The organism is Litoribrevibacter albus (assembly GCF_030159995.1).
Lineage (GTDB): Bacteria > Pseudomonadota > Gammaproteobacteria > Pseudomonadales > Litoribrevibacteraceae > Litoribrevibacter > Litoribrevibacter albus.
In genome coordinates, this window is sequence record NZ_BSNM01000013.1 from 76,469 (window position 1) to 89,436 (window position 12,968).

The 12,968-nt window shown below is 48.4% G+C and carries 17 protein-coding genes; 14 read left to right on the forward strand and 3 right to left on the reverse strand.

Going from position 1 to position 12,968, the window contains the following annotated elements; translation table 11 throughout:
• Window positions 1-47 precede the first annotated feature (47 nt).
• Both QQL66_RS09920 and QQL66_RS09925 read right to left on the reverse strand, forming a co-directional pair.
• On the reverse strand, window positions 48-1,058 hold the full coding sequence (locus QQL66_RS09920; protein WP_284381095.1) for a hypothetical protein: 1,011 nt from the start codon (window positions 1,056-1,058) through the stop codon (window positions 48-50).
• A 39-nt stretch (window positions 1,059-1,097) separates the two neighbouring features.
• Window positions 1,098-1,706: a DNA-binding protein gene (locus tag QQL66_RS09925; protein WP_284381097.1), complete on the reverse strand. Its 609-nt coding sequence runs from the start codon at window positions 1,704-1,706 to the stop codon at window positions 1,098-1,100.
• 164 nt (window positions 1,707-1,870) lie between these two features.
• On the opposite strand from QQL66_RS09925, the gene QQL66_RS09930 reads away from it, so the two are divergent.
• The 10 genes from QQL66_RS09930 (at window position 1,871) to QQL66_RS09975 (ending at window position 6,134) form a co-directional block, all read left to right on the forward strand.
• Window positions 1,871-2,431, forward strand: coding sequence for a hypothetical protein (locus QQL66_RS09930; RefSeq protein ID WP_284381098.1), 561 nt, complete (start codon window positions 1,871-1,873; stop codon window positions 2,429-2,431).
• Between the two features lie 91 nt (window positions 2,432-2,522).
• Window positions 2,523-2,687 carry a hypothetical protein gene (locus QQL66_RS09935; RefSeq protein ID WP_004748873.1) on the forward strand — a complete coding sequence of 55 codons (165 nt, stop codon included), beginning with the start codon at window positions 2,523-2,525 and terminating at the stop codon, window positions 2,685-2,687.
• Window positions 2,688-2,701: 14 nt separating this feature from the next.
• Window positions 2,702-2,986 carry a hypothetical protein gene (locus QQL66_RS09940; protein WP_284381101.1) on the forward strand — a complete coding sequence of 95 codons (285 nt, stop codon included), beginning with the start codon at window positions 2,702-2,704 and terminating at the stop codon, window positions 2,984-2,986.
• Window positions 2,986-3,285 (forward strand): hypothetical protein, encoded by a 300-nt coding sequence (locus QQL66_RS09945; protein ID WP_004748875.1) that lies wholly within the window; start codon window positions 2,986-2,988, stop codon window positions 3,283-3,285. Before QQL66_RS09940 ends, QQL66_RS09945 begins: the two co-directional genes overlap by 1 nt.
• Before the next feature lie 11 nt (window positions 3,286-3,296).
• Window positions 3,297-3,692 (forward strand): hypothetical protein, encoded by a 396-nt coding sequence (locus tag QQL66_RS09950; protein WP_284381103.1) that lies wholly within the window; start codon window positions 3,297-3,299, stop codon window positions 3,690-3,692.
• A gap of 9 nt (window positions 3,693-3,701) precedes the next feature.
• A complete protein-coding gene (locus QQL66_RS09955; RefSeq protein WP_284381104.1) occupies window positions 3,702-4,286 on the forward strand; it encodes a YdbT family protein in 585 nt (194 codons plus the stop codon).
• Window positions 4,286-4,780: a hypothetical protein gene (locus tag QQL66_RS09960; protein WP_284381105.1), complete on the forward strand. Its 495-nt coding sequence runs from the start codon at window positions 4,286-4,288 to the stop codon at window positions 4,778-4,780. The genes QQL66_RS09955 and QQL66_RS09960 overlap by 1 nt, the downstream gene beginning before the upstream one ends.
• Window positions 4,777-5,622 (forward strand): hypothetical protein, encoded by an 846-nt coding sequence (locus tag QQL66_RS09965; protein ID WP_284381107.1) that lies wholly within the window; start codon window positions 4,777-4,779, stop codon window positions 5,620-5,622. The genes QQL66_RS09960 and QQL66_RS09965 overlap by 4 nt, the downstream gene beginning before the upstream one ends.
• 16 nt (window positions 5,623-5,638) lie before the next feature.
• Window positions 5,639-5,848, forward strand: a complete 210-nt coding sequence (locus tag QQL66_RS09970) for a hypothetical protein (RefSeq protein ID WP_004748880.1) — start codon at window positions 5,639-5,641, stop codon at window positions 5,846-5,848.
• A gap of 22 nt (window positions 5,849-5,870) precedes the next feature.
• A complete protein-coding gene (locus tag QQL66_RS09975; protein ID WP_284381108.1) occupies window positions 5,871-6,134 on the forward strand; it encodes a hypothetical protein in 264 nt (87 codons plus the stop codon).
• A 68-nt stretch (window positions 6,135-6,202) separates the two neighbouring features.
• On the opposite strand, the gene QQL66_RS09980 is transcribed toward QQL66_RS09975, so the two are convergent.
• The gene (locus tag QQL66_RS09980; RefSeq protein ID WP_284381109.1) at window positions 6,203-6,988 is read right to left on the reverse strand and encodes a DsbA family protein; all 786 of its coding nucleotides are present in this window, start codon (window positions 6,986-6,988) and stop codon (window positions 6,203-6,205) included.
• Between the two features lie 183 nt (window positions 6,989-7,171).
• Here QQL66_RS09980 and QQL66_RS09985 point away from each other — a divergent pair, with 183 nt between their 5' ends.
• The 4 genes from QQL66_RS09985 to brxC are packed head-to-tail and all read left to right on the forward strand — an operon-like array spanning window position 7,172 to window position 12,960.
• The gene (locus tag QQL66_RS09985) at window positions 7,172-8,038 is read left to right on the forward strand and encodes a helix-turn-helix transcriptional regulator (protein ID WP_284381110.1); all 867 of its coding nucleotides are present in this window, start codon (window positions 7,172-7,174) and stop codon (window positions 8,036-8,038) included.
• A 12-nt stretch (window positions 8,039-8,050) separates the two neighbouring features.
• Window positions 8,051-8,662: a DUF1819 family protein gene (locus tag QQL66_RS09990; RefSeq protein WP_284381112.1), complete on the forward strand. Its 612-nt coding sequence runs from the start codon at window positions 8,051-8,053 to the stop codon at window positions 8,660-8,662.
• 17 nt (window positions 8,663-8,679) lie between these two features.
• A complete protein-coding gene (locus QQL66_RS09995) occupies window positions 8,680-9,255 on the forward strand; it encodes a DUF1788 domain-containing protein (RefSeq protein WP_284381113.1) in 576 nt (191 codons plus the stop codon).
• Window positions 9,256-9,300: 45 nt separating this feature from the next.
• On the forward strand, window positions 9,301-12,960 hold the full coding sequence (gene brxC, locus QQL66_RS10000) for a BREX system P-loop protein BrxC (RefSeq protein WP_284381114.1): 3,660 nt from the start codon (window positions 9,301-9,303) through the stop codon (window positions 12,958-12,960).
• Window positions 12,961-12,968: the final 8 nt, after the last annotated feature.

The following is a 12,968-nucleotide window of genomic DNA, read 5'->3' on the forward strand; positions in this document are numbered from 1 at the left end:
AAGGGCCTCTTCTGAGGCCTTTTCTTTTATTTAGTTCAGATGAACTATTAATTTTGTATTCTGCCGCAACCAGTCTCAATGCCGTGAGCCAACTTTTCTAAACAAGACACCATGTATTCAACATCTTTAGGTGAGATGATTAATCGTTGACCCTCCTTGTAAGATTGGTCTCCAGATTTTTGCGTATACTTTTTATCGATTATTCCTTCATTATGTGCCAATAGATGGCGCTTCTGGTAAAGCACTCCAAGTAATCTGAGCTCATCTTCAGACAGCCACGAATCTAACCCTTCTTGAAAAGCCTTTTTCCAAAGTTCACTGGTTTGATCTAAACGCTGAAATGCATTGAAGGGGGGCGTTCCGAATCGCTGATACATTCCTTCACAGTATTTTTGAAAAGCAACTACACCATCACCAATGCATGTTTCGATTAACGATCTGCAAGTTAGCTCCGCTTCATCCTTGCCGACGGATTCGATCAAAGCACTTCTAACGACATCAAGGCTATCCTTTTTAGCTCGAATTTTCCGTAAGGAATCATGGAATGTTCTGGTTACAGAGTTATGACCGCATGCGGGACAGAAGTAAGCACTACCGATGACTGCAAATCGTGATTCGCATTCTTCGCACTGGATTTCCAGTTGCATTAATTCAGCAGCTTTTGCTGGAATTGTATATGTTCGTTTAGTTCCGCCTGTTACCTTCATTGACATTGAAATGAAGCTGTTCTTTGGTTGGCGACGATTAAACTTTTGAGCGCCAGTTCGAAGCGAGTTATGAATCTTACCTTTTATTACGGCTAATGCTTCTGACTTTGCGTGTTCAACCTGAGCTATTGTAAACCACTTATCAGAGGTTGCTTCATGTCGGCAAAGTGGGCACCACACTGCTTCATCTTTAAAGATATTTGCCCAATCATCTTTGTTGACTTTAAATATAAACTCACAACCTTCATTGGGGCATTGTTTGTCTATATATCCTTTGTCGTCTGACTCAATCTCAACAGATACTGAGTGCCCATTCATTCGATTCATTTCTTTTATAAGATCCTCAAACATTATTCCTCCTTGTATGCTGAATGGCACAATAACGTTGAATTATTTTTTCGACTCTTTTGCAATATTAACCAATTCAGCCTGAAGTGACTTGTTATCGTCTCGTGCTTCTTTCAATTCTTCTTTGAGGCCTTTGATTTGCTCGTTTCGCTCGTCAACCCGTGCAGACAGGGCTGCCAATTCAGTCTGAAACCGCGCATTCTCTCCTTGGGCAGCGTCCAGGTCAGACTTCAATTTCTGGATCTTTTCACCTTGTTCGTGCTCCAGTGTTAGAAGATCTGCAATACGTGTCTCCAGGCGAGAAATCTCATTCAGAGCTTCATCTCTCTCATGGGCTGCGGCGTCTATATTGGCTTGGGCTTCTTGCTGTATTTTTTCAACGGTAGCAGAAGCCAGTTTGCTCGCTGCTGTCCAAACCTGGCTGAGAGAGGTCTCGATGGCTTTTTTCAGCTCAGATGGAATTTCAAGGGCCGCTACAACTCGTGCCTTTTGTGACTCTCTCCATTCTCGCATGGTGGGAGAAATGTGGGATAACGATCCACTCCCCATGCGCTCGCGCACCTGCTCATTGGTTGGGTTCTCGTTGCCCTCGGCAACCAATGCGTTGGCGGCCTCAACGATCCTTTCTTTGATTTCCGGTTTGATCTTCATGGGTATCTTGCCTGCCATGTATTAAATGTATGTATGTATCGTACATACATCTAATACAATACGCAACAACCCGAGTCCGTCCAAGACTCTCCAAATGGAATTTTTGGCAGTTGCTAGTTTCAGGAGCCGTGAGATAGTGGATTCAATCGAATCAGGAGACGAGCATGGACTACAAGTTTTTGAGTGTGGATCTGTCTGCGGCGACCTTTGAGGGACTCTCTTTGTCTCATCATCGGAAGATCGCATTATTGGGTACCATTACCATCTGGCTGGGGGTGGGTTACGCCTTCTACCTGGCAGCGTTGCGGTTGGACGCCCTTGGGTGGGCTGAGGATGTTGCTTCAGTTTTCCTGACTGGCGCGTTGATTCATTACATCGCTGGTGGTCAGTTCATCATGTATAGCGCTGCTCGGGCGCTGGCTAGGGTAACTCCTCTCGGTGTCCTTTACCGACAGGACAAGACCGTGCTTGATAAAGCCAAAAGAGAGCTGCTCTCGATAGCGCAGGAGGTTCAGTTCAGGGATTACCTGGAATATGGCAAGATCAATCCGGCTATTCGATCCCGTAGTAGTTTGGTGGTGATGGCTCACCAGAAGAAGGGTGATCTGAATCAGTGGATTGGCAGTGCTCGGAATCTCAAGCAATTGGCGAATCTTGTTTATCAAATATACCTGGTTGAACAAATCCTCGCGCAAGACATCGAGCCCGAACTTCAACCTTCCTAAATTATAAAGGGTCATTCTCGCATGACCCTTTAAACCTCCTTTTCCTCTACAGAATTCATACCATAGCTTCCAATAAAAAGTGGAGGCTTGGATGTTTATCAGTACACCCTTTGTCAGATTCGCAGTTAACCGTCTCTATCGCCAAGGCAAGCTGGATAAGCAGCAGCGAGATTACCTGATTCTTCAGGACCGCCAGATCAATGTGATGATCACTATTGGCGCATTGGTACTGCTCGCGGCCTATTACATTCGTTAGACAGGGGATTTCATGTGAGCAATATCGTTCATGTTGACTTTAGTGCAAGGAAATCTGAAAGGGAATTCAGTGCGGACGTGTACTCCTTTGACATGAAAAAGTATCGGTTTCAGGTGGTGGCGACATCGATCACAGAAGCTTATTACGCCTTTGTTGCTGAGGCTGTCCAGCATGGTGTGAATGTCATTCGTTGTATAGCAATTTATCTAGGGCTCGCGGACCAAAGGGCGGAGTACCAGGTTCCAGCAAAGGTTTGGCAACAATATGATCCGGTTGCTGGTGGATTGGTCGAGTTCTGATGATGAATTGGTTCCGATCTCCAAAATCCTACCCATACATTGTTGTTGCCACTGCATCAATACTGATGATGGTCATTCTCACCTCTGGTGAGCCTGTTTCCATCACTTTTCCTTTGCTGCTTTTTATGTCCGCAAAACTCAGCGTCATCTTTGGTGCCGTTGAGATTGGGTTGTCGTCCATCGGGCGTTACGAAAGTAAAGAGGATGTATACCGGGCTATTAGCAGAGCTATCTCTGCATTTGGTATGGCGATGTGCTTCATGTTGTTGATCGGTGCGTATGAGGCCGCGAAGAGGTGAGGGCAGAATCCGTGAAAATTATCAGGATCAGCGAAAGTCATGTCTTAGCAAATGATCGTTGGCTTTATCACGTTCTTGAGCACCTGGATACCTTCACCTTGTTGGAGTGTCGGGGTAGAAGAGAACTCTGCCTTAGAGATATTACGCACACGCTGATTCTTGATCATTTGGATGAAGCAGAAAGTCCTACAGAAATTTTGAACCAAGTGATGAGTGCTTCCTGCGAAATTAAAACGCTGGTTGTTGTGGCTTCGGAACCAGAAGCAGACATTAGTGGAATCGTTTTTGACCTGCATATAGCAATGCGGCAAGACCTTGATTGCTTGGAAAGCATTGGTGCTGTCTGTGTGAACGACTTGGGCATGGCAGTAAACCTAGTGAAGGACAGTTTGGTGAAAGCAGCATAGGAAACAGAGATGAATGATGAAACGGCACAATTGATGGAGGAGGTGGATACCGAGAATCAAAAATCGGTTTCCTACGACGATGAAACTGTTATCTGGGAAGGAAGGCCTTCTCAGTGGGTGAACCTGGGCACTTTTCTCTGGTGGGGCGTGTTTTTCATCGGTTCTGCCGTATCACTGTTCCTCTGGGGTGCAGGTTTGAACGATGGGTACAGTACTCTCATCAATGAGGCTGTTTATTGGGTTTGCTATGGCCTTATGGGGTTGTCGATTACCAGCATTCTCTACGCCTATCTCTCTGTGCATTATGAGCACACTGTTATCACGCGAAACAAGATCAAGGAAGCGAAGGGGATCACAAGTATCTTCCGGCAGGAGTTGTTCTGCGAGATCAGCGACATCAAAGATATTAACAGCCCTCCAGCCGGGCTTCTTGGTCTTGTGGGGTTGTCAACGCTGGTTATTGAAACTAACGACGACGACCAGCCAATTATAAAGATCCGTGCGATCAAGAATCGCGACCAATTAATTGAAAAGCTCCTTCCTATTTGGCGCAAGCTGAAAATCGAGCGAAAGGGGTACTTTGGAGACCGATAATGAAAAAGACAAAGTATGCTGCCCTGTTTGGGGGTTTGGCGATTTCCTCCCTATGCCTTGCTGGACCGCCAGAGCGTCATGATCCTGCATTGAGGAATGCTACGAAAGAAACTGCTATTGAGTTTGTGGCCAAGTATTACGCCCATATGGATCGAGGGATGTCCAGGAGGCACCTTGAAAGTTACTGGACCGAAGACAAGATCGAGCAGCTCGATAAACTGACGGTAAGCATTGCTGAGAAAACGGGTAAAGAGCTGGTTCACGAAAGCCAGCGGCTAATGGATCTTGAGCACATGGAATCCCGGTGTGAAGACATTGACCTCGTGAAAGCTAAAGCCTATGGATCGCCATCGAGAAAGGCAAAGCTTGAGTATGTCGTTAACAATCACTGCGAGAGCTGGAGAGGGTCTTTTTCGAGAACCATTAACTTGCGGTTCTCTTCCGATCAGAAACATTGGTTGATTGACGAAATTGAAGATGGAGAAAAGCAATGAGGTTGTTAGGTATCTTGGCCGCGCTCAGTCTTTCATTATTCAGCTCTATTGCAGCGTCAGAGTCGAACAGTCCCGCAGAAAAGCCTTTCCCTGAAGTAACCTTTGACAAGGTTCAGGAAATATTCGGGCATAACTTGGACACTGACGATACCGTCCTCAAGACGCTGTTGTTGGCTATCGGGATGGATCACACATCAACTGAATCACCTCACGCCAACGAGCGGATTGGCATTCCCTATATAGTCCATGAAGGGCCGGGCTATTGGGTGGCGCGTCTTAAATCCGGTGAAAGAAAGCTTGAAGTCCTGGTCAACAATGCCTTGCTTCTGCTTTTCACCAAAGAAGAAATTCCCAAGGCGCAGGAGACGGCTTTTGCATTAATGAAGTCTGCCGCAGACAAAGGGTACTGGCCAGCGGATTACTATGTGGCAGAAAGTAATTTGTCGAAGCGCTTGACGGTGGATTACACCGAAGGCTCCTCGTCCGCAAGGGTGATGGATGAAAAGTCAAAGGTGATTGCTAAGGACACCATGACCCGATACAACCGTTGCGCTGACATGGGCTTTGCGCCTTGCCAATATCGAATTGGGTTCTGGCTATCCAACTCAACCAAGACGCTCAAAGATGGGCTGGATGTACTCAGAACGGCGATTCACACCTCCAGAAATGACACTCGCTACCAGGGTGTGCTCGATGGCGCTTTAATCATGGCGGCAAAGGAGATCGTCTTTAAGGGGGATCAGGTCGGCATGGATAAGGTCGTCCGTGAAGAGTACGCCAATCTGGTAAAGCAGCAGCTTGCTATGCTTGGCAAGGCAGCAAAAGAAAGCGAAAAGAAGTAACAGGTGAGGCTTCGAGATGGACGTTCAATCATCTTCTTTTCGCTACGGCCTATATCTTGATCCGGCACCTGATGATGAGGTTGTACCTTGTCTGAAAGAGGCGGAAAAGAAGGCAAAAAGCTTGTCTATGGATAAAGGTGGCGTGCTCGTTGCTGTTTGGCAGGATGGGGATAGGGTTGTTCGCCTTTTCGCGGGTGGGGATGAGTTTGTTCCTGTGAAGCTCTGATTTTGTATTGCTGGAAGCCCAGATGATAACGTTTATAACCGATATTCTCACACCTGCTGAACCTGACATTCTGAAAGGGTTTGAGCACTATGATCTGGTTTTTGTACCGTTGGATGATGATTTAAGTGCAGACTTCCTTCGGATTTCACCTCCAGAAACTGGGTGGTCACACGATGAACTCTGTCGCCACTCTGGGAGGCTTGAGTGTGGTGATGCTTACCTCGCTCCTCCGGGTATTCCTCTGAATATCCCATCGGCTCAATGGGTCGGTAGCTCTGAGGTTTAAATTGCTACTGACCCAGTATGCGTTGAAATTGTGGTGCAACCTCCTTTGACTCCAGTGGCACAATTCTCCTATTGGCTCAGTATCTGCTGTACTGCCTGAAGAAGCTGCTCTGGCGTGCGGTACCCCTTCAGGAGGTAGTCCTGACCTGTCTGGTTATCCAGGATGCGGATAGCCGGTGTCGCAGTAATACCGGCGCGGCGGCCATCTTCATAATCCTGATTGATCTTGCCCTTATGGTCATCCGCGGCAAGACAGTTACCGATGAGGCTTCCGTTAAGTCCGAATGATCGAACGTATTCCGGAATATCACCCAGGCCTTTGCCATTTCCTTTTGTGTCCATCATGAACCTTTCCAGGGCGATCCACGCGGTTCGGTTGTCATAGGCTTCCTTTACGCACTCAATGGCTTGGCTCTCAATGGCCGCGACCGGGTTATGACTGCCGAGGGGAAAGTGTTTGAATTCCCAGTTAATCACGCCTTGCGAGTGTTCTATGACTTGTTTGATGCTCCCGTGCATCTTTCGGCAGTAAGGGCATTCGATGTCTCCATACTCTTGAAGCGTAATTCTCGCGTTGAGCTCACCATAGATCAGTCGGTTGTCCGGCGTAGATGCCTGGGCTAACTGAAACTGTTCTTCCAAGTTGGACAGGAGCTCTTGCGCCTTGCGCTTCTCCAGAGAGGATAGCCGGTCATCGACCAGTGCGATCACGTCATGTTGAGAGAGGTGCTCCATGAGGGGCTGGTCAGTGCTGGTCTTCAGGTTAATCAGCTCCGTGTGTAGATAGATGTTGGATGCTATAAGAGCGACTGTTGAGATGGTCAAAACCCCGGTTATTAACTGATTTCCGCGCATAAAAGCCTCATTTTTCCAGCAAATAAGGCACTTTAATCAATCTGGTTGCTGAGATCCGGGTTAATGGGTCAGGTATCCTCAACCTATTACCATGAATGCTCAAAGTTGTTTTACAGTATAAAAACTTTACAGTAAATAAATTTTGGGGTAGCCTGATTGTGTGATGGTTTAATGAGGCTACTCATGGCTGATGAAAAGCATGAAGTTCTACTAAGGCTGAGAGCAATTGAATTGCTGGCGTACTGGGAGGGACGATTGGTTACCAATCGGCTCATGTCCTGGTTTGGTATTAGCCGACAACAGGCTTCATCTGATATTAAGCGTTATATAAGTGTTCACAATCCTGGCTCCCTTTATCACGATCCGGGAGTTAAAGGGTATGTCCCGCAAGGAGACTTCCAACCGGTCTTAACGAAGGGTCATATCAACGAATACCTGGATATGATTTCTGGTCTGGTCAGCGAATCTGTCGCAGTGACCCTTGAATCTGAAGACCATCTTGCTGCTGTCCAATTGCCCGATCGCACTGTTCGGCCAGAAATAGTGCGAGAAATATTGCGAGCTTGCCGGACGCAAACCAGTGTGAAAATTCTCTATGCCTCGATGACAAACCCGATATGGAGTGAGCGGGTTATATCTCCGCATACCCTGGTTTATACGGGCTTCCGTTGGCATGTTCGAGCGTATTGCCACAAGCGTGGTGAGTTCCGTGACTTCATTCTGTCCAGGATAGACCGGACACCAAAACCTGCTACAGAGTCGTCACCCGATCCAATGCAGGACTCATTGTGGAATGAGCAGATCCTGTTAACCATTGTGCCAAACCCAAAGCTGAACGATGGGCAGAAGGCGCTGGTAGAGAAGGATTTTGGTATGCCGGATGGTCGGTTACAGATTTCGGTTAGAAAAGCACTGGCACACTATACCTTGCAGCGTTACCAGGCGGCGATAACCGTTGATGAGGCAGCCGATGAGTTTAAGTTCCCTATCATCCTACTGGATTCAGATCGAAAGAAACTGAGTCCCTTTTTGTTTGGCTCAGAGTCTTAGGGGAGGTTGAGTTTGATAAAGCAGTTCCATTATGACAGCGACATGGCGGGTGGCTCCCTCATGGTGAGAGAAAGCCGTATCGTTGCTGGTTTGCTAATGGACGGCGTAACACCTGAACAGTGGGATGAAGCAATTCGGGTAGAGAACGTGTTGCAAAAACGCACGCCAGCGTCAGCAAAGCGAAATGCCACGGCGATTCGCAAACGACTTGAGCGTCTGGAGCCGGAGTTCTGGCGAGCGTTGAGAGATGGAGATGACGAGCTGGCCACACAGGTAGCCTTTTGCGGTGCGCTGGAGCGGAATCTTTTGCTGGTGGAGTTTATGGAGACGGTACTTCGTGATGCCTACATGTCCAGAGCTGAGCATCTCGATGCGTTTGTTTGGGCGGATTTTCTCGAAGACCGGTCGCATAGAGATCTGGCCATTTGCGACTGGAAGGAATCTACCAAAAAGAAAATGGGGCAGGTGGTGTTTCGTATGCTCGCTGAGGTTGGGTACCTGAAGAGCACACGAAAGCTTGAACTACAGCATGTTGTGGTAAGGCCTGAAGTCAAAACCATGCTCGAAGAGCATTACAAACACAGAATTAAAAAGTGCATGGAAGTGTCGGCATGGACGCGATAAGTGCATTGGGAGCAACTATGGATCAACGACTACATGACCGGCTGAATCAGATACCAGACAAGATTCTGTCCCCAGAGTTTTTGAGTGGGCAGGGACTGGGAAATGAAATTGGCTTCTGGATATTTGATTACGAGCCTGAGCAAGAGCTTGGGGTTCGAGAGTACATCGAATTCCTTGAAGTCATGCTGGCCAAGAAGCACAGTCATTTGAAGGTGGTTAACATCAATCTTCTCAAGTGCCTGGTCGGTTATCTTGCCGATCGCAACTTCGTTGATAAAGCCATAGAGATGCAGAAGGTCAAAGGTGATGAGGCCTTGATGAAAGCCCTGAAAGGGCCGCTGCACATGGACAAATTCGCGCCTTACCTGACAGAAAAACATTCCGCTACCGAGCAGGACATCATCTTCATTACTGGAGTGGGTTCTGTTTGGCCGTTATTGCGAGCACACAACCTGCTAAACAGCCTTCATTCACTGTTGGGGCATAAGCCTGTCGTTCTGTTTTATCCCGGTCAATACAACGGCCAGGCAATGAGCCTGTTCGGGAGAATACCCAGCAATAACTACTACAGAGCCTTCAGGTTGGTTCCGTAAGCAATGGCGACCAATTAATAAGAATTTCAGGGGAATCAACACACTATGAACATCAAAGAACTCTTTTTTAAGCCACTGGATCGCTCAATTAACGGCGTTGTTAAGGCTGACCAGGATGATGATGCCACTGTTTACCAGGAACTGGATGAATATGTGGTGACCAATGAGCTGGAGAAGCATTTTCGGGATTTCTTTCAGTCCTACGGTACCGATCTCAATGACCCCTCCATCGCTAACCGTGTGGGGGTGTGGATTTCTGGTTTCTTCGGTTCTGGTAAATCACACTTCCTGAAGACCTTATCCTATATTCTGGCCAACAAGGTGGCGCGGGATTCAGAAGGTCACGAACGCAGCGCAGTAGAGTTTTTTGATGAACACAAGATCCGCGATGCTTTTATTCGTGCAGATATTGATAAAGCCGTAAGCGGTCATTCCGATGTCATTCTGTTCAATATTGACAGTAAGGCCAGCTCAAACGATGACGGCAACCCTATCCTTAATGTCTTCCTGCGAGTGTTCAATGAGCACCAGGGTTTTAGCGGGGATCACCCGCACATCGCGCACATGGAACGTCATTTGGCCCAGAAAGGGGCCTATGAGACCTTCAAAACCGCATTTGAAGAATCCAGCGGTCTTTCATGGACTGAAGAACGTGACGGGTATCAGTTCTACCAGGATGATGTAGAGAAGGCCATTTCCAAGGCATTGAACCTGTCACCAGATGCTGCCCATAAATGGTTTGAAGAATCCGAAGAGACGTTCAGCGTCTCCGTCGAAAACTTCTGTCACTGGGTCAAAGAGTACCTGGACAGTAAAGATCCGAAACACCGGATACTGTTCCTGGTGGATGAAGTCGGTCAGTTTATTGGCAGTAATACCCGCCTGATGCTGACCTTGCAAACCATCACGGAAAACCTGGGCACCATCTGTAAGGGGCGTGCCTGGATCATAGTAACCTCTCAGGCCGATATGGACGCGGTACTGGGTGAACTGTCATCTTCCAAAGCCAACGATTTCTCCAAGATTGCCGGTCGCTTCAAGACCCGGTTGTCGCTGTCCAGCTCGAACACCGATGAGGTTATCCAGAAGCGCTTGCTGCGTAAGACTCCGGAAGCAGCGGACATGCTCAAGTCCGTCTTCGACCAGAAGGGCGACATCCTGAAAAACCAAATTACCTTCGATCGTTCCGGGCCGACGCTCAAGAACTTTGATGGTCCAGATAGCTTCGTCAATAACTATCCGTTTGCGCCTTACCACTTCCAGTTGGTACAGAAGGTTTTTGAGGAGATCCGTAAAGTCGGGGCCACCGGGGCGCACCTGGCTTACGGTGAGCGGTCTATGCTGGACGCCTTCCAAATGGCCGCCAGCTCCATCGCCAAGGAAGAGGTGGGAGCCCTCGTGCCAATGCACCGCTTCTATAGTGCCGTTGAAGGCTTTTTGGATACAGCCGTCAAACGCACCATCGATCAGGCCGGTGAGAATGCCACCCTGGACAGTTTCGATGTTCAGATGCTCCGCACACTGTTCATGATTCGCTATGTAGATCTGATCAAAGGAACTCTCGATAACCTGGTCACTCTGTCGATTGAGAAAATCGACGATGACAAGCTGGCGCTACGCAAACGTATCGAGGAGAGCCTTCAGCGTCTGGAGAAGGAAAGCCTGATCACTCGTAATGGTGATGAGTTCCTGTTCCTGACAAACGAAGAGCGGGACATTACTCAGAAGATTAAGGCTACTGACGTTGCCAGCTCGGAAGAAAACAAAGAACTGAGCAACCTGATTTTCAAAGATTTGCTGCGTGATACCAATAAATACCGCCATCAGCCCAACAAGATGGACTACAGCATTGGCCGGTACCTGGATGGGCATACCCTGGACGGTAAGTATGAAGCTGACCTGAAAGTGGAAGTGGTGTCACCGCTGGACACGGATTACAGCCAATACTCTGAGGCTGGCTGCATCAATAAAAGCGCAGAGGGCGAAGGTCAAATCCTTATTAAGCTGGGCGATGATAAGCAGTTCTTCAGTGAACTCCGCACCTGGCTGAAGACCAACAAGTTTATTCGTCTGAATGACGACGGAACCCAGGCGGACATTACCCGTATCTTGGCTGATCGTGGTCGGGAGAACCAGGAGCGTAAAAAACGCCTGCGTGCCCGGATGGAAGACATGCTGTTGAAAGCGGAGGTCTACGCTCTTGGTCAGCATCTTTCTCTATCTTCATCCAATGCACTTACCAAGCTTGATGAGGCCTGCCGATACCTGTTGGAGAATACCTACACCAAGCTGAGCTATATCAAGGTCTACCAGCAAGATCCCTGGCGCGAGCTTAATGCCGTTCTGACCGTCGATGATATTGGACAAATGGGCCTGTCATTGGAAGGCGAAGAGGGTAATCCAAAGGCAACCCGCGATGTTGAGCAATACATCGGGCTTAGGGCGACCGGGACCGAGCGTATCCTGCTTTCAGATATTGTTGAGCGTTTCGCGAAGCGACCGTATGGCTGGCCAGATGCTGAGATTTTGTTGATTGTTGGCCGTTTGGCTGCGGCTGGCCGGATCTCGTTCCAGCTTGGGGGTGGAACGCTGCCCGTCAGGGAAGCGCTGGAGCCTCTCCAGAATACACGCCGTCGTCGCGAAGTCTCAATTATCAAAAAACGCCAAACGGATGAAGCAGTGCTGAAGCAGGCGCGTAACCTGACTCAAGACCTGTTCTCTTCGATGGGACCGGCCACCGAGAAGGAGTTGTTTGAGTTTTACACCCAGCACTTCAGCAAGTGGCTGGCCAATCTCAAATCCTACAAAAGCAAAACCGATGTGGGCCGTTTTCCAGGGAAGACAGTGATTGAGCAGTCAATCCTGACTCTGGAGCGCTTGCTTAGCAACGATGATAGCTTCGATTTCTTCAAGCAGGTCGTCGATAAGAAGGACGATTACCTGGATCTGGAGGAGGATTACCGGGACATCCACGAATTCTTCAGTAACCAGATCCACACCTGGCAGCAGCTTCAGCAGGCACTTCGTCACTTTGATAAAAACCGTCAGGCGTTGGAGAAAGACGCGGATGCCAGTAAGGCTTTGTCGGAACTGCAATCTATCGAATCAGCAGATGCGCCTTACGGGATGTTGCACAAAGTCGCTTCTCTGGTAAGCACAGTAGAAACCGTCAACGAACGTCTACTAACTGAAAAGCGAACCCATGCCATTGAGCGAGTGGACGACAAAATCAAACAGCTTGAAGGTGAGATCGCCAAGAGTGGAATTGGAACGCCTGAACTGAGCAACCGGTTGCTTCGTCCACTGCAACTGGTGAAAGCAGATTTGGAAACCGAAACCAGTATTGCTGGTATCTACATGCTGCAAACCGAAACAGCCACTGAACGCTTTGATGATGGCCTGTATGAGCTTGAACGAGCGGTCCAGGCAGAGATTGAGCGCCGCGCCAAGGCAGAACAGGCAGCGAAAGCTCAGCAAGCTGACCCAGGCGGTGCAGATGCGTCCACACCTATCCCAGAAACGAAGCCAGAGCCACCCGTTGCTAAGCCTAAACCTGTTGTCGAGGTGAATGTGTCCAGCGTCTACAACAAGACCTGTGAAGGTGTGTACTTGGAAACTGAAGAATCCATCGACCAGTTTGTGGAAGCCCTCAAAGCTGAGTTGAAGAGCATTGTTCGCAATGAAAAGCGCGTGCGTATTCGCTAAGGAAGTAA

Excerpts from the sequence above, each read along its gene's own strand:
- QQL66_RS09920 (WP_284381095.1), bottom strand. The coding sequence starts at position 1,058 with ATGTTTGAGGATCTTATAAAAGAAATGAATCGAATGAATGGGCACTCA.
- QQL66_RS09925 (WP_284381097.1), bottom strand. The coding sequence starts at position 1,706 with ATGAAGATCAAACCGGAAATCAAAGAAAGGATCGTTGAGGCCGCCAAC.
- QQL66_RS09930 (WP_284381098.1), top strand. The coding sequence starts at position 1,871 with ATGGACTACAAGTTTTTGAGTGTGGATCTGTCTGCGGCGACCTTTGAG.
- QQL66_RS09935 (WP_004748873.1), top strand. The coding sequence starts at position 2,523 with ATGTTTATCAGTACACCCTTTGTCAGATTCGCAGTTAACCGTCTCTAT.
- QQL66_RS09945 (WP_004748875.1), top strand. The coding sequence starts at position 2,986 with ATGATGAATTGGTTCCGATCTCCAAAATCCTACCCATACATTGTTGTT.
- QQL66_RS09955 (WP_284381104.1), top strand. The coding sequence starts at position 3,702 with ATGAATGATGAAACGGCACAATTGATGGAGGAGGTGGATACCGAGAAT.
- QQL66_RS09960 (WP_284381105.1), top strand. The coding sequence starts at position 4,286 with ATGAAAAAGACAAAGTATGCTGCCCTGTTTGGGGGTTTGGCGATTTCC.
- QQL66_RS09965 (WP_284381107.1), top strand. The coding sequence starts at position 4,777 with ATGAGGTTGTTAGGTATCTTGGCCGCGCTCAGTCTTTCATTATTCAGC.
- QQL66_RS09970 (WP_004748880.1), top strand. The coding sequence starts at position 5,639 with ATGGACGTTCAATCATCTTCTTTTCGCTACGGCCTATATCTTGATCCG.
- QQL66_RS09975 (WP_284381108.1), top strand. The coding sequence starts at position 5,871 with ATGATAACGTTTATAACCGATATTCTCACACCTGCTGAACCTGACATT.
- QQL66_RS09980 (WP_284381109.1), bottom strand. The coding sequence starts at position 6,988 with ATGCGCGGAAATCAGTTAATAACCGGGGTTTTGACCATCTCAACAGTC.
- QQL66_RS09985 (WP_284381110.1), top strand. The coding sequence starts at position 7,172 with ATGGCTGATGAAAAGCATGAAGTTCTACTAAGGCTGAGAGCAATTGAA.
- QQL66_RS09995 (WP_284381113.1), top strand. The coding sequence starts at position 8,680 with ATGGATCAACGACTACATGACCGGCTGAATCAGATACCAGACAAGATT.
- brxC (WP_284381114.1), top strand. The coding sequence starts at position 9,301 with ATGAACATCAAAGAACTCTTTTTTAAGCCACTGGATCGCTCAATTAAC.